General features: G+C 63.3%; 25 protein-coding genes. 21 read left to right on the top strand and 4 right to left on the bottom strand.

The window, feature by feature from the left end; translation table 11 throughout:
- Nucleotides 1-8: 8 nt before the first annotated feature.
- Genes urtA through ABE485_RS11700 form a run of 7 tightly spaced genes read left to right on the top strand, consistent with a single transcriptional unit; the run spans nt 9 to nt 6,425 of the window.
- Nucleotides 9-1,271: an urea ABC transporter substrate-binding protein gene (gene urtA / locus ABE485_RS11670; RefSeq protein WP_346515458.1), complete on the top strand. Its 1,263-nt coding sequence runs from the start codon at nt 9-11 to the stop codon at nt 1,269-1,271.
- 54 nt (nt 1,272-1,325) lie between these two features.
- Nucleotides 1,326-2,243 carry an urea ABC transporter permease subunit UrtB gene (gene urtB / locus ABE485_RS11675; RefSeq protein WP_346515459.1) on the top strand — a complete coding sequence of 306 codons (918 nt, stop codon included), beginning with the start codon at nt 1,326-1,328 and terminating at the stop codon, nt 2,241-2,243.
- A 12-nt stretch (nt 2,244-2,255) separates the two neighbouring features.
- A complete protein-coding gene (gene urtC, locus ABE485_RS11680; RefSeq protein WP_346515461.1) occupies nt 2,256-3,377 on the top strand; it encodes an urea ABC transporter permease subunit UrtC in 1,122 nt (373 codons plus the stop codon).
- Nucleotides 3,374-4,117, top strand: coding sequence for an urea ABC transporter ATP-binding protein UrtD (gene urtD, locus ABE485_RS11685; protein ID WP_346515462.1), 744 nt, complete (start codon nt 3,374-3,376; stop codon nt 4,115-4,117). Before urtC ends, urtD begins: the two co-directional genes overlap by 4 nt.
- A gap of 14 nt (nt 4,118-4,131) precedes the next feature.
- On the top strand, nt 4,132-4,824 hold the full coding sequence (urtE, locus tag ABE485_RS11690) for an urea ABC transporter ATP-binding subunit UrtE (RefSeq protein WP_346515463.1): 693 nt from the start codon (nt 4,132-4,134) through the stop codon (nt 4,822-4,824).
- A 29-nt stretch (nt 4,825-4,853) separates the two neighbouring features.
- Nucleotides 4,854-6,083, top strand: a complete 1,230-nt coding sequence (gene fmdA / locus ABE485_RS11695) for a formamidase (RefSeq protein WP_346515464.1) — start codon at nt 4,854-4,856, stop codon at nt 6,081-6,083.
- A gap of 9 nt (nt 6,084-6,092) precedes the next feature.
- Entirely contained in the window at nt 6,093-6,425 is a 333-nt protein-coding gene (locus tag ABE485_RS11700; RefSeq protein WP_346515465.1) for a zinc ribbon domain-containing protein, read from the top strand.
- A 109-nt stretch (nt 6,426-6,534) separates the two neighbouring features.
- Here the strand turns inward: ABE485_RS11700 and ABE485_RS11705 are convergent, their stop codons facing one another.
- Nucleotides 6,535-6,705, bottom strand: coding sequence for a hypothetical protein (locus ABE485_RS11705; RefSeq protein WP_346515466.1), 171 nt, complete (start codon nt 6,703-6,705; stop codon nt 6,535-6,537).
- A gap of 169 nt (nt 6,706-6,874) precedes the next feature.
- Between ABE485_RS11705 and ABE485_RS11710 the strand changes: the two genes are divergently transcribed.
- Complete coding sequence (locus tag ABE485_RS11710) at nt 6,875-8,284, top strand: PLP-dependent aminotransferase family protein (protein WP_346515467.1); 1,410 nt, start codon at nt 6,875-6,877, stop codon at nt 8,282-8,284.
- 110 nt (nt 8,285-8,394) lie between these two features.
- On the opposite strand, the gene ABE485_RS11715 is transcribed toward ABE485_RS11710, so the two are convergent.
- Complete coding sequence (locus ABE485_RS11715; protein ID WP_346515468.1) at nt 8,395-8,853, bottom strand: Lrp/AsnC family transcriptional regulator; 459 nt, start codon at nt 8,851-8,853, stop codon at nt 8,395-8,397.
- A 124-nt stretch (nt 8,854-8,977) separates the two neighbouring features.
- On the opposite strand from ABE485_RS11715, the gene ABE485_RS11720 reads away from it, so the two are divergent.
- A complete protein-coding gene (locus tag ABE485_RS11720; RefSeq protein WP_346515469.1) occupies nt 8,978-9,571 on the top strand; it encodes an RBBP9/YdeN family alpha/beta hydrolase in 594 nt (197 codons plus the stop codon).
- A 147-nt stretch (nt 9,572-9,718) separates the two neighbouring features.
- Nucleotides 9,719-10,717 carry a Bug family tripartite tricarboxylate transporter substrate binding protein gene (locus ABE485_RS11725; RefSeq protein ID WP_346515470.1) on the top strand — a complete coding sequence of 333 codons (999 nt, stop codon included), beginning with the start codon at nt 9,719-9,721 and terminating at the stop codon, nt 10,715-10,717.
- An 82-nt stretch (nt 10,718-10,799) separates the two neighbouring features.
- Here the strand turns inward: ABE485_RS11725 and ABE485_RS11730 are convergent, their stop codons facing one another.
- On the bottom strand, nt 10,800-11,732 hold the full coding sequence (locus tag ABE485_RS11730; protein WP_346515472.1) for a LysR family transcriptional regulator: 933 nt from the start codon (nt 11,730-11,732) through the stop codon (nt 10,800-10,802).
- Between the two features lie 116 nt (nt 11,733-11,848).
- Between ABE485_RS11730 and ABE485_RS11735 the strand changes: the two genes are divergently transcribed.
- From ABE485_RS11735 to ABE485_RS11755, 5 genes are read left to right on the top strand one after another with little or no spacing between them, the layout of a single operon-like run.
- Nucleotides 11,849-12,532, top strand: coding sequence for an RraA family protein (locus ABE485_RS11735; RefSeq protein WP_346515473.1), 684 nt, complete (start codon nt 11,849-11,851; stop codon nt 12,530-12,532).
- Complete coding sequence (locus tag ABE485_RS11740) at nt 12,529-13,911, top strand: amidase (protein ID WP_346515474.1); 1,383 nt, start codon at nt 12,529-12,531, stop codon at nt 13,909-13,911. Before ABE485_RS11735 ends, ABE485_RS11740 begins: the two co-directional genes overlap by 4 nt.
- Before the next feature lie 59 nt (nt 13,912-13,970).
- Nucleotides 13,971-15,029 carry a TRAP transporter substrate-binding protein gene (locus tag ABE485_RS11745; RefSeq protein WP_346515475.1) on the top strand — a complete coding sequence of 353 codons (1,059 nt, stop codon included), beginning with the start codon at nt 13,971-13,973 and terminating at the stop codon, nt 15,027-15,029.
- Nucleotides 15,030-15,045: 16 nt separating this feature from the next.
- Nucleotides 15,046-15,654 (top strand): TRAP transporter small permease subunit, encoded by a 609-nt coding sequence (locus ABE485_RS11750; protein WP_346515476.1) that lies wholly within the window; start codon nt 15,046-15,048, stop codon nt 15,652-15,654.
- Between the two features lie 3 nt (nt 15,655-15,657).
- A complete protein-coding gene (locus ABE485_RS11755; protein WP_346515477.1) occupies nt 15,658-16,947 on the top strand; it encodes a TRAP transporter large permease in 1,290 nt (429 codons plus the stop codon).
- Between the two features lie 129 nt (nt 16,948-17,076).
- On the opposite strand, the gene ABE485_RS11760 is transcribed toward ABE485_RS11755, so the two are convergent.
- Nucleotides 17,077-17,973: an oxidoreductase gene (locus ABE485_RS11760; protein ID WP_430795415.1), complete on the bottom strand. Its 897-nt coding sequence runs from the start codon at nt 17,971-17,973 to the stop codon at nt 17,077-17,079.
- A 269-nt stretch (nt 17,974-18,242) separates the two neighbouring features.
- Between ABE485_RS11760 and ABE485_RS11765 the strand changes: the two genes are divergently transcribed.
- The 6 genes from ABE485_RS11765 to ABE485_RS11790 all read left to right on the top strand — a co-directional run bounded on the left by ABE485_RS11765 (nt 18,243) and on the right by ABE485_RS11790 (nt 24,073).
- Nucleotides 18,243-18,971 (top strand): hypothetical protein, encoded by a 729-nt coding sequence (locus ABE485_RS11765; RefSeq protein WP_346515478.1) that lies wholly within the window; start codon nt 18,243-18,245, stop codon nt 18,969-18,971.
- 56 nt (nt 18,972-19,027) lie between these two features.
- Complete coding sequence (locus ABE485_RS11770) at nt 19,028-20,062, top strand: helix-turn-helix transcriptional regulator (protein WP_346515479.1); 1,035 nt, start codon at nt 19,028-19,030, stop codon at nt 20,060-20,062.
- Nucleotides 20,063-20,160: 98 nt separating this feature from the next.
- Nucleotides 20,161-20,301 carry a hypothetical protein gene (locus ABE485_RS11775; RefSeq protein ID WP_346515480.1) on the top strand — a complete coding sequence of 47 codons (141 nt, stop codon included), beginning with the start codon at nt 20,161-20,163 and terminating at the stop codon, nt 20,299-20,301.
- Between the two features lie 403 nt (nt 20,302-20,704).
- Nucleotides 20,705-21,592, top strand: a complete 888-nt coding sequence (locus tag ABE485_RS11780) for a GTPase (RefSeq protein ID WP_346515481.1) — start codon at nt 20,705-20,707, stop codon at nt 21,590-21,592.
- Between the two features lie 61 nt (nt 21,593-21,653).
- Nucleotides 21,654-22,187, top strand: a complete 534-nt coding sequence (locus ABE485_RS11785; RefSeq protein ID WP_346515482.1) for a hypothetical protein — start codon at nt 21,654-21,656, stop codon at nt 22,185-22,187.
- A complete protein-coding gene (locus ABE485_RS11790) occupies nt 22,187-24,073 on the top strand; it encodes a dynamin family protein (protein ID WP_346515483.1) in 1,887 nt (628 codons plus the stop codon). Before ABE485_RS11785 ends, ABE485_RS11790 begins: the two co-directional genes overlap by 1 nt.
- Nucleotides 24,074-24,077 lie beyond the last annotated feature (4 nt).

The raw sequence follows: 24,077 nt of genomic DNA on the forward strand, positions 1-24,077 counted from the left end.
AGTCATCGATGTCTGGCAAAACCCCTTTCGATAATGCCCCGGAACTGCCCTCGCGCCGGCGCCTGGCCCTGGCTTTTGCCTCCCTGCCGCTATTGACCATACCGGCTCTGTCGCGCGCGGCCGCCCCGGCCACCTCGGCCATCAACACCACCGGCCTGGCCATTACCGACACCGAAGTCACGGTAGGCCAGTTGCACTCGGCGACCGGCACCATGGCCATCAGCGAAACGGGGTCGATTCAATCCGAACGCCTGGCCATCGAGCAGATCAATGCCATGGGCGGCATCCTGGGCCGCAAGATCAAGATCGTCCAGGAAGACGGCGCCTCGGATTGGCCGACCTTTGCCGAAAAGGCCCGCAAGCTGCTGGTCAGCGACAAGGTCGCCACGGTGTTCGGCTGCTGGACCTCGGCCTCGCGCAAGGCGGTGCTGCCGGTGTTCGAGAAAGAAAACGGCCTGCTCTATTACCCGACCTTCTATGAAGGCCTGGAGCAATCCAAGAACGTCTTCTATACCGGCCAGGAGGCCACGCAGCAGATCCTGTCCAGCCTGGACTGGCTGGCGCGGGAGCAGAAGGCGCGCTCGTTCTACCTGATCGGCTCCGACTACATCTGGCCGCGAACGTCGAACAAGATTGCCCGCAAGCATATCGAGAACGTGCTCAAGGGCGAAGTGGTCGGCGAGGAATACTACCCGCTGGGCCACACGCAATTCGGCTCGCTGATCAACAAGATCAAACTGAAAAAGCCCGATGTCGTGTTCGCCGTGGTGGTGGGCGGCAGCAATGTGTCCTTCTACAAGCAGCTCAAGGCGGCTGGCGTGACCAGCGGCAAGCAGAAGCTCCTGACCATCTCGGTGACCGAAGACGAATTGCTGGGCATCGGCGGCGAAAACGCCGAGGGTTTCTGGTCCTGCATGAAGTACTTCCAGAGCCTGGACAACGCCAACAACAAGAAATTCGTCGAAGCCTTCAAGGCCAAGTACGGCGCCAACGCCGTGGTCGGCGACGTGACGCAGGCGGCCTATCTGGGCCCCTGGCTGTGGAAGATGGCGGTGGAAAAGGCCGGCAGCTTCGATGTCGACAAAGTGGTCGCCGCCTCGGCCGGCCTGGAATTCAAGGAAGCGCCCGAAGGCTACGTCAAGATCGACCCCAACCACCACCTGTGGAGCAAGACCCGCATCGCCCAGATCCGCAAGGACGGCCAGTTCGACGTGATCTTCGAAACCCCGGAGCTGATCAAGCCCGATCCCTTCCCCAAGGGCTATCAGTAATCACCTCGATCCGGGCGCCGCGCGCGGCGCCCTTTTCACTGCCGGGAGCCATCCATGGAATCCTTTTCCGATCTCGGGGCCATCCTGCTGATGCAGGGCTTCAACGGTTTATCGGTCTTCAGCGTGCTGTTGCTGATGGCCTTGGGCCTGGCGATCATCTTTGGCCAGATGGGCGTCATCAACATGGCTCATGGCGAGTTCCTGGCGGTGGGCGCCTATTGCACCTATCTCTGTTCCGAACTGGTCCAGCAGTACGCGCCCGGCCTGATGCCGGCCTACTTCTTCATCGCCATCGTGTTTGCCTTTGCCGTGACCTTCAGCCTGGGCTGGCTGGTCGAGTGGCTGATGATCCGCCATCTCTACCGCCGGCCGCTGGACACGCTGCTGGCGACCTGGGGCTTGTCGCTGGTGCTGCAGCAAACGCTGCGCACGCTGTTCGGCCCGCGTGAAGTCAGCCCCACGCTGCCGGACTGGCTGATGGGTTCCTGGCAACCGCTGGACGGCGTGGACATCCCGATCAACGGCCTGTTCGTCATGTCCATCAGCATCCTGCTGACCGGCGGGCTGCTCCTGGCGTTGTACCGATCGACCTGGGGCTTGCACGTGCGCGCCACGGTGCAGAACCGCGCCATGAGCGGCGCGGTCGGCATCGATACGAAGCGCGTGGATCGCGTGACGTTCTCGCTGGGGTGCGGCATTGCCGGTATTGCGGGCGCGGCCTTCACGACCATAGGTTCCACCGGCCCGACCAGCGGCTCGCTCTACATCGTCGACACCTTCCTGACGGTGGTGTTTGGGGGTGCGGCCAGCCTGTTCGGCACCATCGCGTCGGCCTTCGTCATCGCGCAGACGCAATCGATCTCGGAATTCTTCATGACGGGTTCGATGGCAAAGGTGCTGACCCTGTCGGCCATCGTGATCATTCTGATGCTGCGTCCGCAAGGCCTGTTCAGCATCAAGGTACGCAAGTAGGGGGGGCGCATCATGCAGAAATTCTTTCGCAATGTCGTGGGCGGGCGCGAAGGGCTGGCCGGGCTGGTGATCCTGGCGCTGCTGCTCTTCGTGGTGTTTCCGCTAAGCCTGGACGTCTTCCGGCTCAATCTCATCGGCAAATACCTTTCCTATGCCTTTGTCGCACTGGGCCTGGTGCTGTGCTGGGGCTATGGCGGCATCCTGAGCCTGGGCCAGGGTGTGTTCTTCGGCCTGGGCGGCTATTGCATGGCCATGTTCCTGAAGCTGGAAGCCTCGACGCCAGAGGCTACCAAGATCCAGTCCACGCCCGGCATCCCGGACTTCATGGACTGGAACCAGCTGACGTCGCTTCCCTGGTTCTGGGTGCCCTTCAAGAGCTTCTGGTTCACATTGATGGCGGTACCGGTGCTGCCCTGCCTGCTGGCGTTGGTTCTGGGCGCAGCCATGTTCAAGCGCCGCGTGGGCGACACTTATTTCGCCATCGTGACGCAGGCCGTGGCCCTGATTCTGTCGGTGCTCATCATCGGCCAGCAAGGCTGGACCGGCGGCGTCAATGGCATCACCGATCTGAAGACGCTGCTGGGGTGGGATATCCGCACGGACAGCGCCCGGCTGACGCTGTACTTCATCTGCGGCGTGCTGCTGTTTGCCTGCATCCTGTTCGGCCGCTACCTGCTCTCGTCCAAACTGGGCAAGCTCTTGATGGCCATGCGGGACAAAGAAGAACGCGTGCGCTTCTCGGGCTATGACGTCGCCAGCTTCAAGGTTTTTGTCTTCTGCGTGGCTGCCGTGTTCTCAGCGATAGGGGGCGCCATGTTCACCTTGCAGGTCGGCTTCATGTCGCCCTCCTTCGTGGGCATCGTGCCTTCCATTGAAATGGTCATCTTCGCCGCGGTCGGCGGACGCCTGTCCCTGCTGGGCGCGGTCTACGGCACGCTGCTGGTCAACTTCGGCAAAAGCTATTTCTCCGAGAGTTTCCCGCAGCTCTGGCTGTTCCTGATGGGCGGCCTGTTCATTGCCGTCGTGATGGCGTTCCCCAACGGGCTGGCCGGTCTGTACCACCAATACACCCAAAAGCGCCTGGCGCGCAAAGCGTCGCGCCGGCAGGCGGATGGCGCCACGGAGGCAGCATGAACCCATCAGAGTTCGCGTTGTACATCGAAGGGCTGACCGTCTCGTTCAACGGCTTTGTCGCCGTCAACGACCTTAACCTGTATGTCGACCAGGGAGAGCTGCGCGTGGTCATCGGCCCCAATGGCGCCGGCAAGACCACCCTGCTGGATCTGATCTGCGGCCGCACCAAGGCCACCTCCGGCTCCATCCGCTTCAAGGACACGGAGCTGACGGGCCTGGCCGAATACGAAATCGTGCGCGCCGGCGTGGGCCGAAAATTCCAGACCCCCTCCATCTACGAAACCCTGTCCGTGCGCGAGAACCTGGAAGTGTCGTTCCCGGCCGGGCGCAGCGTGCTGGGCGCGCTGACCTTCAGGCGCAGTCCGGCCGTGCTCGAACGGGTCGAGCAGGTGGCCGAAGAGATTTTTCTGGCCGATCACCTCGACCGCTCGGCGGAGTTGCTCTCGCACGGCCAGAAGCAATGGCTGGAAATCGGCATGCTGCTGATGCAGGAGCCCGAGCTGATGATGCTGGACGAACCGGTGGCCGGCATGAGTGTGTCCGAGCGCGAGCGCACCGCCGAACTGCTCAATCGAATCAGCCGCAATCGATCGCTCATCGTGATTGAGCATGACATGGAGTTCGTCAAGAACATCGCGCACAAGGTCACGGTGCTGCACCAGGGCCGTGTGCTGGCCGAGGGCAGCATGGACAAGGTGCAGTCCGATCCGCGCGTGGTTGAAGTCTATCTCGGCCATTGAGGCCAGGAGGCAATATGTTCAATATCGCTGGCCTGGTATCAGGCTATGGCCAAAGCAAAGTCATCCATGGTGTGGACCTGGCCGTGGCTGCCGGCGAGATCGTCGCCGTGATGGGCCGAAACGGCATGGGCAAGACCACGCTGTTCAAGACCATGATGGGCATGCTGCCCACCATTCAGGGTTCGATCTCGCTGGACGGCAAGGCGCTCGAACGCCTGGAGAGCCATCAGCGGGTGCGCAGCGGGGTGGCTTACGTGCCGCAGGGCCGCATGATCTTCCCGACACTGACCGTCGAAGAGAACATCCGTACCGGCATGCGCGGGCGGGCACTGCGCGACACCATTCCGGAAGACATCTACGCCCTGTTTCCGGTGTTGCACGACATGCGCGGACGGCGTGGCGGGGATCTGTCTGGGGGGCAGCAACAGCAGCTCGCCATCGCCCGCGCCCTGGTCACCAATCCGCGCGTGCTGCTGCTGGACGAACCCACCGAGGGCATACAGCCGTCCATCATCAAGGACATCGCCCGCAGCCTGCTGGAAATCCGCAAACTGCGCAATCTGGCCATTGTGGTGTCCGAACAAGTCTTGAGTTTCACCATGCAGATCGCCGACCGGCTCATCGTGATCGACAAGGGCCGCTTCGTGCATGAAGACCCGCGCGAGCGCGTTGACGAGAAGACGATCAGCAAATACCTGTCTGTCTGAAGCCGTTGTCCATCTCAAAGGAGCATGACATGCCTGAAACCCTGATCAAGGTCGACCTGGCCCAATCCCCCTACGAAAACGAAGGCGTGCACAATCGCTGGCATCCCGATATCCCCATGGCGACGTGGGTCAAGCCGGGCGATGACTTCGTGCTTGAAACCTACGATTGGACCGGCGGCGCGATCAAGAACGACGACGATGCCTCGGATGTGCGCGACGTGGACCTGTCCACGGTGCACTTCCTGTCCGGCCCGGTCGGCGTCGAAGGCGCCGAACCCGGTGACCTGCTGGTCGTGGATTTGCTGGATATCGGCGCCAAAGAGGAAAGCCTGTGGGGCTTCAATGGCTTTTTCAGCAAGAACAATGGCGGCGGTTTCCTGACCGAACACTTCCCTTCGGCGCAGAAATCGATCTGGGATTTCGAAGGCATGTTCACGACCTCGCGCCATATCCCTGGTGTGCGCTTTGCCGGCCTGATCCATCCGGGCCTGATCGGCTGCCTGCCGGATCAGGCGCTGCTGGACAAGTGGAACGAACGGGAACAGAAGCTGATAGACAGCGATCCGGAGCGCGTTCCGCCCCTGGCCAATCCGCCGGCGCCCAAGACGGCGCATATGGGCAAGCTCAAGGGCGCCGAGCGGGATCGCGCTGCCGCGACCGGCGCACGCACCGTACCGCCGCGCGAGCACGGCGGCAACTGCGACATCAAGGATCTGTCGCGCGGTTCCCGGGTGTTCTTTCCGGTCTACGTCAAAGGCGGCGGCTTGTCGGTCGGCGACCTGCACTTCTCGCAGGGCGATGGCGAGATCACCTTCTGCGGCGCCATTGAAATGGCGGGTTGGGTGCATATGCGGGTATCGCTCATCAAGGGCGGCATGGCCAAGTACGGCATTCGCAATCCCATCTTCAAACCCAGCCCCATCACGCCCAACTACAAGGACTATCTGATCTTCGAAGGCATTTCGGTCGATGAAGGCGGCAAGCAGCACTATCTGGACGTGCACATCGCCTATCGCCAGGCCTGCCTGAACGCCATTGAATACCTTAAGAAGTTTGGCTATTCGGGCGCACAGGCGTATTCGATATTGGGCACGGCGCCGGTGCAGGGCCACATCAGCGGCGTGGTGGACATTCCCAATGCCTGCGCGACGTTGTGGCTGCCGACCGAGATCTTCGACATCGACATCCAGCCCAATGCGCTGGGCGACGTGCCGCAGATCCAGCGTGGCATGGACATGCCCATCGCCAAAGACCTTTGAGGAGCCGGCATGCCGCTCTATGACTATCGCTGCCAGGATTGCGGCGAGTTCTCCGTGCTGAGACCCTTGTCGCAATGGCGTGACCCCGCGCCTTGCCCCGATTGCGGCGGCGCCTGCGAGCGCTTCGTCAGCGGTGCGCCCGCGGTCTCGGCGCTGTCCTCGGCAATGAACCGCGCCCGCGCCGTCAACGAACGCGCCGCCCATGAGCCCCGCAGCACCCGCGGCGGCCACGGCATGGGCTGCGGTTGTTGCTCTGGCGCCAAGGCCACCGGCCGAACACGCCAGACAGTCGACGGCGGCAAAACCTTCGCCGGCGCCCGGCCTTGGATGATCAGTCACTGAAAGCCGGCAGCGACGATCGCCGGTTCTGAAATCGAGCGGGAGAGGACGCGGCAGGATGTTCTGCCGCGCTGTTTCCAGACGCACTCGGGGGCTCGCCCCGAGGTTCCCGCTACCGTCCCTCCATCTCCTTCTTTTTCTCCTTCTCCTTTTTGGCTCCATCGTAATGGGACTTGATGGCGAGAAACATGAACGTGCCCAGCACGAGGACTTTGAACGCACCGAGGACTACAGGGACCCAAAAATTCATCATTTCCTCAAAACGCTGCTCCAGCAGCTTCATTACGACTCGTGGACGCCGATCGAGGTCAGGAGTGCGCAGCGCTGGCGTTATAATCCATACAAGATTTCAAATTCTACCGCCAAAATCCATACAAAAAGTTGAATCGTCCGGGCTGCGCATCAATTTTCACCCAGGATAGTGGCCGAAAATCCATACATGAAGATAGGACATGGCTGTCTCGCGTCGCCTTAAAAAAGCAAACATGTCGTGGGTGCGACCCCTTGCCGCAGGCTCAGGCTCGCGGTACCAGCAAATCGCCACGCAGATCGTTACAGCGGTGAAGGACGGCGTTCTTCGGCCGGGCGACCGCCTGCCCCCGCAGCGCGAACTGGCCCAGACACTGGGCGTCGACCTCACTACCGTCACCCGTGCGTACACGGAAGTTCGCCAGAAAGGGGTCCTGGAAGCTCAGGGGGCGGGTGGGACCTATGTGGCCTATTCCGGGTCGGAAACAGGGGAGACGATCGATCTGGGGATGAACATCCCTCCATTGCTCGGCAGTGCGGAGTTTTCGCACCTGCTTGCGCAAGGCAGCGGCACAACGCAGGTCGCCGCAAGCTCGATGGATCTGATGAGCTATCACGTGGGTGCAGGAGCCCATCGGCATCGTGCGGCAGGGGCGAAATGGCTGCAGCCGATGACTGGCAGCACGGACATCGAGCGGATCGTGGTTTGCCCCGGCGCTCAAACCGCTATCGCGGCACTGCTGCTGGCCAAGAGTCAGTCCGGCGATGCCATTGCCTGCGATGAATTGACCTACCCAGGCTTCCTGGCCGCCGCCCGCTTGCTCCAGCGCGTGGCCGTCGGGGTGAAGGCCGATGAATTCGGCATGGATCCTGCCGACCTCGAGCGCGTGTGCGAACAACGCCGTCCCGCAATGCTGTACTTGAATCCGACGATTCAGAACCCGACTGCGCTGACGCTCTCCACCGAGCGACGAACAGAGTTGCTGCGTGTTGCAGCGAAATACGCGCTGCCAGTCATTGAAGATGATCCTTACTGGCTGTTGACCGAGCGTGCGCCGAGCACGCTGTTTTCGCTGGCAGCCAATACGTCATCGACTCCGGTTTACTACGTGTCGACGCTATCCAAATGCATTGCGCCAGGCCTTCGAACCGCTTACCTGGTCGTCCCTGCTGGCGAGCCGTTAAGTCCAGTGCTTGACGCCCTGCGTGCGCTGGCGCTGATGCCCACGCCCTGGATGACCGAAATGGCGTCGACGTGGATAGAGTCGGGCGCTGCCGTTCAATGGCTGGCGCAGGTCAGGAGTGAGCTGCGGCATCGACAAGCCATCGCCGCATCGATCCTTCCGGGAAAGATTCAGGCCGACCCGAATGGGCTGCACCTCTGGCTCCAGTTGCCGCGTCATATCGACTTCTATCGACTCAAACAAACGGCGCTGCAACAAGGCGTGAGTGTCACTGACTCGGACTCATTTTCCACGGGGGCCTTCAGCCCCTTGGCGCTTCGTGTTTCAGTGGGGGGAGCGATTGATCGACATCGCCTGGCGCATGGACTGACCCGGTTGGCGGAGTTGCTCAAGGGGGATCTGGCCAGGCGGGTTTCCAGCGTTGTCTGATTTGCCCGGTTGTTCAATCTCACCCTTCGACTGCGAGTAGCCGAGATATGCCGTGGCGCCGAGGGCGGATCACGCGCTCGGAGGGCAGCGAGATTTCTGCATACGGTCTGTCACAGCGACGATCCGCGGATCGTCTTCGGCGGGTAGGTCGCCAGCACGACAGCAGTGGTCACCGGCCCGAAGCTCGCCAACGCGTCGATTGCCGCTTCGAGTTGCGACATGTCTTCGACCACAATTCGCACCATGAAGCAGTCTTCGCCAGTAATCCGATGCGCCTCGACGATTTCAGGCATTGCTTCGAAGGAACTCAGGCAACGCTTGATTTGCGCATGGGTAGTCCGGATACGAACGATGGCTGCAATGCCACGGCCCACGAGACCGGGATTAATCCGCGCTGCATATCCTTCGATGACGCCTTGTTCCTCGAGACGCCTGATACGCGCAGTGACCGCTGGCTGCGAAAGTCCGATCTGCTTGCCAAGCTCGGTGTTGCTGATGCGCGCGTTGTTCTGAAGCGCTTCCAATATTCGCCAGTCCAGCCGGTCCAACAATACCTGCTTAGGTTTCATTTGTTTGATCCATCAACTGCCGTCGATTTGAAGGATTCCGGGCCTTCATTCGTTTGATTTGGGATGTTGCCAGAGTTCGAGCGCTTTTACACTGGACGCCCACTCAATGATGGAGCGTTGGCACATGGACCATCCCGTGTTCGTTGTTCCCGGTATCGGCAATTCCGGTCCATTGCACTGGCAAAGTGTGTGGGAAGCGGCGCATCCAGAGTGGCGGCGTCTCGTGGTCCAAGACTGGGAAACCGTTGCATGCGGCGATTGGGTATCCGCAATCGAAGAGCAGGTAGCGGACGTCGGCGATGACACCCTTATCGTGGCGCACAGCCTGGGATGCCTGGCAGTTGCACATTGGGCCGCCCGTCATTCGCCCCGGATCCGTGGCGCGCTGCTCGTTGCCGTGCCGGATCCCGTCGCGCCGGCATTTCCTGCGGTGGCCGCAACCGGCTTTGCTCCTGTTCCGTCAGTAACGCTACCTTTTCCCACGATTGTTGTGGCCAGCTCCAACGATCCCTACGGCAGCGTCGAACATGCGCGTCGTTGCGCCAAAGTGTGGGGCAGCCAGCTTGTCGACGTTGGAGCCCGAGGGCATCTCAATTCAGACAGCAATATGGGCGATTGGTCTGAAGGGTTCAGACTCCTGCAATCGCTCGAAAAATTCGGGGTCGAAGGCGTGGCCGCATGGCGGTGCGCCGTGCCACGCCGGGATTACCCGCAATAAGAAAAATCTCTCAATTCAGCGGGCATTTGTGATTACTGGCGGCGCAAACCTGCGTGCTAATTTTTCCCTGCAGTTCAGAGCTCGCTCCATAACACACAAGGGAATCACACCATGCACGCCGCAGGTAAAGCATGCCGCAAGGCAGGGATGGCAACGTCCGTTCGCAGCACGTTTCTGAAGTTGATGGCCCCGGTGCTGAGCACCGGCCTGGCCCTGGGCCTGGCCGCCGCGCCGGCCCAGGCCGCGGATTTCCCGAGCGACAAACCCATCAGCCTGGTCGTGCCGTTCCCGGCCGGCGGCGGCACCGATTTCATCGGCCGCCTGCTCGCCGCGGAAATGGGCAAGGCGCTCAAGACCACCATCGTGGTCGAGAACAAGGGCGGCGCCAACAGCAACATCGGCACGGCCTACGTGACCCAGGCGCGCCCGGACGGCCACACGCTGCTGGTGTCGGGCGTGGGTATTGCCACCAACCAGGGCCTCTACAGCAAGCTGCCCTACAGACTGGACCAGCTCGACCAGATTGCGATCCTTGCCTTCGGGGCCGACGTGCTCGTGACCGCGCCCGGCTTTCCGGCCAAGACCCTGGCCGAGTTCGTGGACCTGGTGCACAAGCAGCCCGGCAAGTATTCCTACGCTTCGTCGGGCAACGGCACCACCGGTCATCTGGGCATGGAAATGCTCAAGCAGCGCGCCAGGCTGGACATCATGCACGTGCCGTACAACGGCGGTTCGGCGGCCATCAACGACGTGCTGGCGGGTCGCGTCGACGTGCTGTTCGTCAACCAGGATACGGCGCTGCCGCACGTGCGCGCCGGCAAGCTGCGCGCGCTGGCCATCGGCAGCGCCAAGCGCAATCCCACGTATCCCGACACGCCCACCGTGGCCGAGAGCGGCTACCCGGGTTTCTCCTCCGAATACTGGTTCGGCCTGAGCGCCCCGGCCGGTGTGCCGGCGCCGGTGTTTCAGCAACTGTTCGAGGCCACACGCACCGCGATGCAGTCGCCGGCCATTCAGGAAAAGCTGGGCGCCGTGGGCCTGGTGATTCCGCAGCTCACCGACCGCAAGCAGTTCGTGACGCTGGTGGATGCCGAAGTGCAGAAGTGGGGCGAGGTCGTGCGGGTATCGGGCGCTCGTATCGATTGAGCCTGACGCATCGCGGTCCGGACAAACCGGGCCGCGCGCGATGCGATGACGCCGGATCGGGGCCGCCTGCGCGGCCCCTTTGTCATGCCAGGTCGGCGTGCGCCGGCGCGGCTTCGATGGGCGCCAGAAAGTTCAGACGCGTGAGCGTGTCGCGCGTGATGTCCACGATCGAGTCGATGTGCGCGCCGTGCGACGCGGTGAGATACGAGATGTAGAAGCGTGCCGGCGGGATCGGAGGATCGGCGGGCAAGGCGCGCAGCACCCCCATGGTCAGCATGTCCTGCAGCAGCGGCACCGGCAGGATGCCGATGGCGTGGCCAGCCGCGATCAGGCGCGAGATCAGCGCCAGCGAATTGGTGGTGCTGGGGCCCGACATGTCGACGCCGCCCGATGCCAGCCAGTTTTCGACCACGGTGTAGAGCGTGGAGGGCGGCGAGTGCGTGGCGATGTGATGGCCGCGCGCATGTTCGGCGCGGAACGGATCGGCCGTGATGTGCAGCGTGGGCGAGGCTACCCAGTGAAACGTCATCCAGCCGATGAACACGTCGGTGACGGTGTCGCCCGTGGCCGGGTTGGTGAGCAGCGCCATGTCGAGCTCGCCCGCATTGAGCTTGCTGTTGAGCACCGAACCCACGTCCACCGTCATCTCCAGCGCCAGCGAGGGGTAGTGCTCTTTGAGCTGCGCGATCACGGCGGTGAGGCCCACGTTGGCCGAGCACTCGTCCGCGCCCAGCCGCAGCTTGCCGCCCAGGCTGCGATCCTTGCCGAAGTGTTCAAGCTGGCGCGTGCTGTGCAGGGCGGTTTCGGCGTGGCGCAGCGCCGACTGGCCGACGTCGGTGAGGGTCACGCGCTGGCGCGAGCGGTCGAACAGCTGCACTTCGAGCGCGCCTTCGAGTTCGCGGATGCGTGCCGACACGGCGGGCTGCGTCACGTGCAGATGGCGCGCGGCGGCGTGGATGCTGCCCAGCTTGGCGGCCCAGTAGAAGGCCTCGAGCTGGCTTAGGGTTATCCGCATGATAAGAACTCTTTTTCAAACAGCGCCGAAACTTTGATTATTGGTCCGGAAAGCCCACGTGATACCTTTTTTTCACCGGGTTCCCGAGCCCTTCTCATTGTAGTGAAGACGACACGATGTATCTGATTCATCCCTTGCCCGCGGCCTTGCCGCCCGAGGACCAGGCGCTGTTGCTGCAGGCGGAGCCGGCCACCATCGGCCACTTCCAGACCACCGGCTTCATGCGCAGCGATATCCGCGCGCATCAGCAGGACGTGCGGATCGCCGGGCCGGCCGTCACCGTGCGCATGCCCGGCACCGATGGCGGCATTCTGCACCATGCGATGGCCTGCGTGCGTCCCGGCGACGTGCTGGTGATCGACCGCGGCGGCGAGGCGGTGACGGCGGCCTTGGGCGGCGCGATGGCCTACGCCGCGAAGCAGGCCGGCGTGGCCGGCATCATCGTGGACGGTCTTGTGACCGACCTGGGCGAGCTGCGCCAACACGGCATGCCGGTGTGGTCGCGCGGGCCGTCGCCCATCACCACGCGACTGCTTGGCCTGGAAGGCGAGTTCTGCGGCACGATCCACTGCGGCGGCGTCACGGTATGGCCCGGCGCGGCCATCCTGGCCGACGAGAACGGCGTGCTGGTGCTCGCCCGCGGCGCCTTGCGTGCCGCCGCGCAGCAGGCCATCGACTTCCAGACCCGGGAACAGGCCACGCTGGCGCGCCTGCGCGCCGGCGAGAAATTTCCCGACATCGTGGGATCGCGAGCGCTGATCGAACGCGCCATCGCGGCAGCCCAAGGAGCACAAGCATGAGCATCGACCTTGACATCACCGACCTTGCCGAGCGCCTGCGCCGCCGCGAGCTGCGTTCTGAGGCGCTGGTGAGCGACTATCTGTCGCGCATCGCGGCGCTCGACGGCTGGCTGCACGCCTATGTGGCGGTGTACGCCGATGAAGCGCTGGCCGCGGCGCGTGCGGCCGACCTGCAGCTCGACCAGGGCATCTGGCTCGGTCCGCTGCACGGCGTGCCGATCGCGCTCAAGGATCTGATCGACATCGCCGGCCGGCCCACCACCATCGGCTCGCCGATACACGCCAACACCATCGCCACGCGCACGGCGGAGCTGGTGCAGCAGTTGCAGCGCGCTGGCGCCATCATCCTGGGCAAGACTCATATGGTGCAGTTCGCCATGGGCGCCTGGGGGCCGAACCAGCACATGGGAACGCCGCGCAATCCGTGGGACGACAGCGTGCACCGCATCCCGGGCGGCTCGAGCAGCGGCTCGGCGGTTGCCGTGGCCGGGCGCCTGGCGCCGGCCGCCATCGGCACCGACACCGGCGGCTCGGTGCGCGTGCCAGCCAGCTATTGCGGCATCACCGGGCTCAAGCCCACCGTGGGCCGCATTTCGGCGCGGGGCGTGGTCACACTGAGCCAGACTCTCGATAGCGTAGGCATCTTCGCCCACAGCGCGGCCGACGCGCGCCTGGTGTTCGATGCGCTGGCGCCGGCCGAGCCGGGCGAATGGCGCGAGCCGCTCGACGCGTCGCGTTTTGGCATCGCCGGCGCTACGCTCGGACGTCTGCCGGAGGCGTTTCTCGTCGACGTCGCGCCCGCCGTGCGCCGGGCCTACGATGAATCCATCGCGCTCTATCAGAGCCTGGGCGCGCAGGTCGTGGAGATCACGCCGCCCGCCACGCTGGCTGGGTTCAAGGCCGTGACCGGGGACATCATGATGACCGAAGGCGTGGCCTCGTTCGAGCGCGAGATGACCGACTTCAGCCTGCCTGTGGATGACTCGGTGCGCCCGCGCCTGCTGGTGGGACTGGACGTGCCGGCGGTGCGGTATCTGGCCGCGCTGGGCGAGCGCGACCGGCTGCAGGCGGCGATGCAGGCGCGCCTGCAAGGCGTGGCGGGACTGCTCACGCCGACCACGCTCACCACCGCGCTGCCGCTCGACGAGATCGATCACGGCAATGCGCCGGTGCACTACACGCGCATCGGCAACCTGCTGCAGATGTGCGGGGTATCGGTGCCCAACGGCCGCGACGAGGCCGGCCTGCCCACCGGCCTGCAGATTCTCTGCCCCGGCGGCGATGACCGGCTGGCGCTGTACCTGGCAGAGGTCTTCCAGCGTCATTCCGATTGGCATCGCGTGCGCGCCGACGCGCGCGCGCCGGCGAACGCGGCATAACCCGATGCCGTGCCGGGGTACGCGCCGCGCGTGTGCCCATACACAAACAGGGGGGAAACATGAAACGAAGCACTCTGGCGGCGCTGCTGGCGGCCGTCGCGACCTCGCTCTGCGCGGCCGGACCGGTCCGCGCCCAGCCCGCCGCCTTGCCCGAGACCCACTTCGCGGTGGTCGGGGGGGGAAGCCACAACTACACCTTCGGGGCGGTTGAAAAGCCGTTCTGGGAAAAGACCCTGCCCGAGGCTTCTGGCGGCAAGGTGACGGCCGAGCTGATCGGCTTGTCGGAGAGCGGCCTGAAAGGGCCCGAGATCGTGCGCCTGATGCGCGCCGGCGCGCTCGACGTCGGCATGGGTGTGTTCGCCTTCGTGAGCGGCGACGACCCGACCTTCGAAGGCGTGGACCTGCCCGGCATGGCGACCGACTTTGCCACCGCGCGCAAGATGGTGACCGCCTATCGTCCGGTGCTGGAGCAGCGCATGCTCGAGCGCCACGGCGTGCGGCTCCTGGCTACCGTGCCATACACGGCCCAGGTGTTCTTCTGCCGCGCGCCGGTGAAGACCTTGGCTGACCTGAAGGGGCGCAAGGTGCGCACGCGCGGCAGCAACATGGCCGAATACGTGCGTGCGTTGGGCGCCTCGCCGGTGACCATTCCGTTTGCCGAAGTGATTCCCGCGCTGCAGACCGGCGTGGTCGATTGCGCGGTGACCGGCATCGGCTCGGGCAACGCCGCGAAGTGGTACGACGTGGCCAAGAACCTCTATCTGCTGCCGATCGACTGGTCCATCGGCTTCTACGCCATCGCCGAGCGCCGCTGGCAGAAGCTCGACCCTGCCGTGCAGCAGTTCATGCTCAAGGAGGCGCAGGTGCTGGAGCAGCGCCTGTGGGACGAGACCGGCCGCGAGGGCGACTACGCGCTGGCCTGCAACACCGGGCAAGGCGAATGCCGCATCCACACCCAGGCCGACATGCAGGCCTCGTCGCCCACCGAGGCTGAGCGCGCCACGCTGCGCGAGGTGGCCACCGAGATGGCGAGCCGCTGGGCGCGGCGCTGCGGCGAGGAATGCGCCGCCAACTGGAGTGCGTCCGTGGGCCAGGCCCTGGGCGTGACGCTGCGCTGAACTTCAAGGAACTCTCATGACGACAGAAACGCATGGTTCGCTACGTCTGCTCGAGCGCGTGGCCCGCATCGGCGCCTGGATGGGCGGTCTTGGGCTGCTGCTTGTGTCCTGGCTCATCGTGATCGACCTGATCGCGCGCAAGGTGGCCGGCGTCTCGCTCGGTGGCGCCGACGAGCTGGCCGGCTACACGCTGGCGGTGGCGAGCGCCTGGGCTTTTCCCATCACCTTGCTGCGCCGCTCGCACATCCGGGTCGACGTGGTCTATACCCATCTGCCCGCCAAGACGCGCGTGGTGCTCGACCTTTTCGCGCTGGCCTGCCTGGGCGTCTTCGTGGGCACGCTGACCTGGCACGCTTGGTTCGTGCTGGCCGACTCCATCGCCTTCCAGTCGGTGTCCAACACGCCGCTGCAGGTGCCGCAATGGATTCCGCAGTCGCTCTGGTTCGCTGGCTACGCGTTCTTCCTGCTCACCATCGTGGTGCTGGGCGCCTGCGCGCTGGGCCGCGTGATGCGCGGTCGCTGGCAGGCGGTCAATGCGCTGATCGGCATCCACTCGGTGGAAGAGGGCATCGAAGAAGAAACCGCCGACGCACCCGTGCCTGTGCGCACGCAACCCCAGGAGTGAGCCATGTTGATAATGACGATTTCCATGCTGCTCGGCCTGCTGGCGCTGAGCGTGACCGCGGCCGCCACCGTGGGCCTGCTGGGCATGAGCCTGGCCGGCGCTTATTCGCCCCTGAAGCTGAGCAATGCCATCGGTGAACTGGCCTGGGGCACCAGCGCCGAATTCCTGCTGGTCGCGATTCCGCTGTATGTGCTGATGGGCGAGCTGCTGGTGCATTCGGGCGTGGCCGGCCGCATGTATGGCGCCGTGTCCAAATGGGTGTCCTGGCTGCCCGGCGGGCTGATGAACGCCAACATCGGCGCGTCGGCCCTGTTTTCGGCTACCAGCGGCTCCAGCGTCGCCACCGCCGCCACGATTTCCACGTTGGCGCTGCCGGAGCAGCGCAAGGCCGGCTACAACGCGCCGCTGTTCCTGGGCTCTATCGCGGCCGGCGGCACGCTCGGCATCCTGATCCCGCCGTCGATCAACATGATCGTGTACGCGCTGATCGCCAATGTGTCGGTGCCCAAGCTCTACCTGGCCGCCACGTTGCCGGGCGTCCTGCTCACCGCGCTCTTTGTCGCGCTGATCGTCGGCCTGTGCCTGTGGCGGCCGGGCCTGGCCGGCAAGCGCCCCATGGTGAGCTGGGCCGAACGCATCGCCGCGCTGCCGCACCTGTTGCCGCCGCTCGCCATCTTTGCGCTCGTGATCGGCGTGATCTATGGCGGCATCGCCACCGCCAGCGAATCGGCCGCGCTCGGCGTGGTGGCTGCCACCCTGCTGTGCGCCTACAAGCGGGTGCTCAACTGGACGATGCTGGGCCGCGCCTTCGAGGCTACGCTGCGGACCACCGGCATGATCATCCTGATCACGCTGGCCGCGTTTTTCCTGAACTTCGTGCTGTCTTCGATCGGCCTCACCACCCTGCTGGTCAATGCCGTGACCGGCCTGGACCTGCCGCCGCTGGGCATGATGCTGGCCATCATCCTGTTCTACATCCTGCTCGGCTGCTTCATGGACACGCTCGCCATGCTGGTCACCACCGCGCCGCTTACGGTGCCCATCGTGGTGGCGCTGGGCTACGACCCGGTGTGGTTCGGCGTGCTGCTGATCGTGCTGTGCGAAATGGGCCAGCTCACGCCGCCCTTTGGCATGAACCTGTTCGTGGTGCACAGCGTGCGCGGCCACGGCAAGTTCATGGATGTCGTGGTGGGTGTGCTGCCGTTCCTTGCCATGCTGTTGCTGATGATCGTGCTGCTGCTGGCCGCTCCGCAATTGGCGCTGTGGCTGCCGGGCCGGATGTCCACCCTTTGAGCGCCGCATCCGTGACGTGAAGGGCGCTGGTTGCAAAGACTTGTCCCGAAGGGCCGCGTCGCTTGGGCGGCCCTTCTTCAATGACTTACGCCGACGCGCCCGTCGGATCTCCAGCAACAGGCCGCGGGATCAGCCGGGACCGTCGCTGGACGCGGCGAGCAGCGGCACCAGGACGTCGCTGATCGGCGTCGGGATGCCGTGGGCCCGGCCGCGGCGCGAGATCACGCCGTTGCGGATATCCCATTCCAGGGGCCGGCCGGCTTCGCGATCCGTCAGGATGGATGTCCCCATGTCGGCGGGAGACGCCTGGAATTTGTCGAGGATCTCCTGCGGCACTTCGTCGCCAAGGTCGGCGCCCTCGGCGCGCGCCACGGCCAGGCATTCCCGCATGTAGGCCAGGGAGAGCGTGGCGATGTCCGGCCGGCCGAACATGCCGGCGCGGCGATGTGTGAGCGCCATGAGCCCGGCCACCGCGTTCTGCATCAGCTTGCGCCAGGCGGCAGCGTTGAAGTTTGCGGTGACGTCCACCGCGCACCGGGTTCCCGATAGCGCCCTGGCCACGACGCGGGCAGCCGGCGTGTCCGGGAGGCTGAGCCGGACGTCGCCGCGCAGGCGCACCGAGCCATCGGATTGCGCCTGCGCAGGGAACCACACGACCGCAGGGACAATCTCCGCGCGCGGGGCGTGCGTGACGACCCTGTCCAACTGCTCGACGCCGTTCTGCAGCACACACACGATGGTGTCCGGGCGGCACAATGCCGCAAGCCAGGCTGATGCGGACTCGATCTGGGTCGCCTTGACGGCAAGAAAGACGAGATCGACCGGACCATCGGCCTGGGCGGGATCGGTCCGCACCGGACCGGGAACGATGATGCGGCGATCGCCATCGTGAAGGTTCAGGTGGTCGCGGGGCGTGCGTCCGCACAGCAATGGCGTGCGGCCGGCCTCGTGCAGCGCCGCGGCGACGGTGGTGCCGATGGCGCCTGGTCCCACGATGGCGATGATTGCTTCTGTTGTGCTATCCACGGAGATAGATTCCTTTCTGGCTGTCCTGATTTGAAGCGGGCAAGCCGCACCAGGAGTCGGCCGTGCAGCCCAGGCGCTCCCCGCGTTAGCCGTTGCGCTGGGCGAGAGCGTCAATCATTTTAGTGTGACACCGTAGCGCATCCGCTTCAATCGAGCAGCGTCCGTAACAGCGTTGGAGCGGCTTCGATCGACGGCCCGCATCACCGTTCGGACACCGAATGTCTCGATTCCGATCCACACTGCCTGTTCCCAAATGAAGAGGAGCAACAGTGACGAAAGCCATTCCACACAGCGCGGCTAACATCGCTTCGACGCGGCCGGCAATCTCCCTGGAACGATGGGGGATACCTGCAGAGGAACTTGCCACGCTTGTTCGGAAGCTCGCTCTGGCAATGCCGTCCATCGACTGGCACATCGATGGGGCGGCGGTCGCTGGCGCGCTGTCGCTGCACTTGGTCGATTTCGCCGAGTTGGCGGGCAATGGGGGGGCTGTGTGGAACACATCAGGCCCGTTTGAAGCCATACGTCAGGCGCGTATGCGAGGCCTGCCGGCATTGGTGCTCTGCCGTGGAAGAGTCAGCCAGTTGCCGGCGGTCCGCAGCGGCGTCTGGATCATGTTGGCGGACAAATCGTGGGACGCTGCCGTGCAAAGCCTGGTGCGTGCATTGTCGGCGCTGGAGTGGACGCCAGAAGACGGCTACAAGGCCGTGCATGCTTGGCGCGAGACGCGCAAGTTCGTCCAACGCAATCTTCTCGCAGTGACCGGCGCCGATGAAACCGCATCGGAATTCTCCGCGGTGTTGCGAGATGCGCTCGCGGCATCCCTGATGCCTCCAGCCGCGCTAGCGGTTGCTGGGGCTCCGGACAAGGAGCTGCGGCGCACGCTGGTCGAGGCTGGCCTGCACGACCTGCATACGTTGACCGCTACACCCATGACCCTTGACGGCACGCTACGCGTGGATGCGCTGCTGGGATTCGAATGGCCGGCGCTCGATTGATGACCCTGTCTTAAGAATTCCTCCCCCCTGCCGTTAACTCCATGTCGAAGCGAGTGATGTTCACTATGCCCCCGCTGGTCGCCAATATCTTCCATGTATTGAAGGACGCCGAGAAAGGCGGTCGCTTCATGAGCACCCCCGAAGTCCACCGGGAGTTGTGCCAGTCCCTTCCCAAACCCCCGGTCGTCAAGACGGTTCAACGCACGCTGCAGAGGCTGGAGGACGAGCAACTGGTGGAATCCCAGAAGCGCGGCACGGCGCTCGTCTGGCGCAAACGGGCGGGCGCGGGCGGGGTGGCCGCCAGGTCGGCCAGCCTTATGACGCATGAGCAGGCGCTCGCGCTCCAGACCTTGAGGCGGTTTTCGTCGCGGCAAATTCCGTCGCTGGTTGCGGAATCGCTTTCCTCGTTGTTCGACACCGCTGAAAAGCGCCTGGGCGTCTCACACAATGACAGCGAGCGCCGATATCGGAAATGGGTGGACAAGGTCGAGGTGGAAAGCGGCGGCTTTGCCCTGCAGCATCCGGCCATCGACGCTACGCTCTTTTCCGCCGTTACCCGGGCCCTGTTCTATGAGCAGAAACTGGACGTCGTGTACCGCGTGCGTTCGAAGGCGGATCAGGAGAAGGCCAGGGTCCTGGACCCCTTGGGGTTGGTCGAAGTGGGTGGCGTGGTCTATCTCGTTGCAGCAATGGCCGGCTATGACAAGCCCGCCATGTACCGGCTGGACAGGCTCGTCAGCGCAAATATGCTGCCTGAGGTGTTCTCCTATCCTCCCGAATTCAGCCTTGCCGAATATGTGAAGGCGCAGCGGCAGTTCGACTTTATGGTCGAGGGCGCCGTTTCCGTCGAACTGCTGTTTCTCAATGGCGCCGGCAACCATCTGCTCGAGTCGCCGCTTGCCGATGACCAGGTGGCGCAGCCCGCGGGAGCTGGCCTGAACATACGGGGAACCGTCCTGCTCAGCAAACGCCTGCGCTGGTGGCTGCGGTCGTTCGGACCCAATGTCGAGGTGCTGGGGCCGGCGGCGCTGCGCGACGAAATGGCCGCTGAAGCGCGCGCGCTTGCGGCGCTGTACGCGGAAAAACCGTAAGCGCGGCGTCATCGGGACAGGATTTGTCCCGAGCGGGTCTTAACCTGCCTTCAAGCCTGAAGTCGCAGGACCCATGATTTCCCTATTCCGGAGCCCGTATGTTCAACAACAATGCATCGCCCATGGAGCACCTTGCTGCCTTTGCCATCGTTTTCGTGGCGGGTGTGCTGAGCACCGCAATCCTGGGGCGGTACATCGATGCGGTGAAGCGTGACGCTGTGGATAACGCCGGTGCCTGAACGGGGCCGCGAAGCCGTTTGCGTCGACCCTTTTCCCTTTCTTGGATATTGAACATGCCTGTTCGTCCCAAACCGTTCACCCAGGTCTGCTCTCAATGCAATTGGTCAAAGACGTTTGCGCCGGCCAGTGATGCGCTGATCGTGGGGCACGACATTGCGACACAGTGTCCGCGCTGCGGCTCGAAGGAATTGAAATTCCGTGAACCCTCGGTGCTTGCGTTGTTGTCGAGCCGGTTGAAAGGGTTTGCGGCCTCTCGGTAATCCGCCTTGATTCAGCTTGGCGATGAGGTGGAGCAACGGCGCAGCGCGGCAATTGCACAAGCATTGAAGCGGGCCAGATGAGGTACTCTTTCGCCCAATATGTATTAATACAAATCTTATTGATTCAATTTGTGATATCGAAATGACAGTTGCGAATACCTCAGTTCCAGACAGTCTTGGCGATTATCCCGCTGTCGCCGACGCGTACTCCGCCTATGTGGCCCGCAAACTCGCGTTGCAAGAATCCGGTCCGCGAGTGGCCGCCTGCGGCATTTACAACGCTGGGAAGAGTTCGTTGCTCAATATGCTGGCCGGCCAGTTCGAACAAGGCGCAGAAGCGTTCAAGACCGGAGCGGCGCGTGTCACCAGCGAGGTGTCCGAACTGGATATTGGAGGCGTCACGCTGGTCGATATGCCCGGCGTAGATGGCGTCGAGGATGATGATGAAACGGCCTGGCAAGGAGTGCTTGGCGGGGACTGCTACCTGTATGTTCACCGCCTGATGGCCGCGGAATTCGAACAAAGCGAGCTTCGGTTTCTGAATCTGCTGAAAGAACAGGTGCGTGGTCTTGAATCTCGTCTTGCGCTGGTGATCAGCCAGATAGATGAGGTAGGCGACCCCGAAGAGGCTGCACGCAGGGAAGCCACCATTCGCGCATCCTTTGCCGAAGAAGTGGGCTTTCAGCCTCGTTGGACGTTCGCGGTATCCGCCACCCGATACAGGAAAGGGCAAGTGGAAGGCAAGCCCGGATTGGTTGATATCAGCGGTATTCCCGAACTAAAGGACTGGGTCGACGCACTATCCGGACCTTCAGCGCAAGTCGATTGGCAGGCGTCTCGCGCCTATCGCCTGCAAACCGAAAAAGAGTTCCTCGCTGTGCAGATTCTCGATATTGCCCGTGAACTGGATCAGCAGATCCAGGCACGCGCGGCCGCACACCAGAAGCGCCTGCAGTCCTTTGAGGCCGCGGCAGCGGCTCTGGTGCAGAACGTAAGGCAATCGATCAAGGGAATCGATTCCGCAGAATGATATACGCCGGTCAACGGTCCAGTTGACCATTCTCTTGGCTATGAATAAAGGCAGGTAAACGATGTTGCCATTCCTCGTTGCGGGCGGTTTGATTGCGGGCCTCGGAAAACTGATCTACGACGTCGTCAAGGATGACGATTCATCGAGTTCGTCCTCCGGAGGGGGAGGTTCGGACGAGGAGGCAAGGAAAGCCCGGGAGCAGCAGCGAAAAGCGGTGCGCCAAAAGCTTGGGGCGGAGTTGCTCGCCAGGACATCGACCGACGTGGGTTCGATTCTGGAGGCCCACAAGGGGGTGGTGACGGGAAAGGCAAAGACACCGATGAATCCTGTCGTTCAAATGGTGGTCCGGTCGGCAATAGGCTACCCGTTTCCCACCGGCGGCAGCCCTGCGGGCAGCGCAAGCGACGCACGGGGTCTGTCCATGGAAGACCTGCAAGACCTGGCTCGAATGGAGGGCAAAGAGAGCGCGTTTGACGCGCTGAAAAAAATGACGAGCGAACTGAAGTACGCGGTGACGCATGTGAAGGACGAGAAATGGATCGAACGCATGAGCAGCAGGCGGGACGCGTTAATCGCTCTTGCGGAGAAATTGTGATGAAGGAAGCGATGACCCTTGAACAGGCACCAGACTCCTGCGCTGCGCAGAAAACGCTGACGCGCGAAGCATTCCTTAGCGTGTTCCGCCAACTTGCAGGACAGTTTGAAGACAACAAGCAGAGGATTTCGTCGACGGAGGAAGCCTTCTTTGGCGAATTGCACAAATGTCGGGAAATCGCCAGCAGAGATCCGCTGGCGCTCAGCAACCTCGAGCCTACTCATCCTTTGCGCGAGGTGTTGGCCGACAACGTTGGCCTGATCAAGCAAGTCTTCTTTGAATGGCAAGAGGCCATTGACAATCGCGAGACCCACGCACAGTTCAAAGCGAGGGTGTCGGATTCGCTGCTGGTGTTCGTCTACGGCAAGGTGAAGGCCGGCAAATCTTCGCTCGGGAACTACATGGCATGGGGGAAAACCGACCCGGCCGGACAACATGCCAGTTCAGGATCCGGGCATAAGCCCGAATTCTTTGTGGAGAAGAGCCAGGGACTGACTGAACTTGTGAGCGACGAGTCGATACGCCAGATGCAGGCATTCAAGGTGGGTGAGAGCGAAACCACCAGCGCGATTCAAGGATTCCGCCTGCCCGGCCTGACTTGGGTCGATTCGCCCGGGCTGCATTCCAAGCATGGCGCAAACGGCGACCTGGCGGCTCAGTATGTCGATGCCGCCGACATGATTCTTTATCTCACCAGTTCGGGCGCGCCTTGCAAACGCAGCGACATGGCCGAACTGCAGGCGCTCGGGCGCAAGGACCACAACCTGGCCGTACTCATCACGGGAAGCGATGCGTGGGACGAGGACCTTGGTGAAAACGGAAGGGTCGTCAAAGTCCGTGTCATGAAGTCGCGGGAAGACCGTGATGCCCAGCTCCAGTATGTGCGCGACTCCTTGTCGCCGCAACTGGGGAGCGATTCGAGCGATTCCGCTCGCATCATGAGCGAGACGTTGCGTCGGGCGAGGGTGCATTCCGTGTCGGCTGCATATGCCGAGCAAAACCCCGACTCGGAAGGCATGGCGCTCAGCGGCGTAGGGAACATGCTCTTCGACGTCGCTGCATTGGCCAAGGGCGCCGGTGTCCGGGACAAACTTGTACGGCCGCTGAAGATCCTGCGTTCATTTTTGCAACAGATCCAGTCCAGCGACCTGGTGCGGATTCAGGCGTGCATGAAAGGCGTGGCCCAATCCCTTGCCAGCGCGCGAATGCAAGCCGACACCGACGCGCGTCAGAGTCTGCAAGCCATCGCGCTCGAGATCGGCTCTGGAATCGACGCATTGCTCGTCGTGCATGGCAAGGACAGCGCTGCATTCAAGCACGCGGTTGATGTGGCTTACAAGAAATGGCTCGGCGCGGGTCGCGAAGCGATCGCAGCGGCATTTGCGGCGTCGCTGGGCGTCGGGTTGACGAATTCGCTGAACGACGCCATTGGCGAGATTCCCGAATTCATGCCGTTGACGCAGTCAATCCGGCACAAGAAGAACGTGAACGCCAAGCGCGGCGGTGCGTTGGGTGGACTGCTTGGTGCGGCATCGTTCCTTGTCCCCGGAGGGCCGTTGGTTGCCCTGGCAGTCGGTCTTGCCGCCACGGCCGTTGGAAGTTATGCGGGGAACAAGATTGGCGGGACGCTGGATGATGCCGAGTTTCTGGACGTTGTCGTCGGCGATAACAAGCAGGAAGTTGGCATGCATGTTCGCAAGATGATCCGTGAGCAATTCGAGAACAGTTCGGCGAAGACGCTTGAGAGCATGATGCTGGTCTGCTTTTCCGGCCTGGAACAGTGGATAGCAGACCTGCAGGCACAGACGGATCACGTGAGTTCGGCGACTAGCCGGCTTCTTGCCGAACTGGAGGCTCATATCGGCACCGGGTCGTTCGATGCCTGAGCCA

This window comes from Achromobacter spanius, from assembly GCF_039673305.1.
GTDB classification, from domain to species: Bacteria; Pseudomonadota; Gammaproteobacteria; order Burkholderiales; family Burkholderiaceae_B; genus Achromobacter; species Achromobacter spanius_F.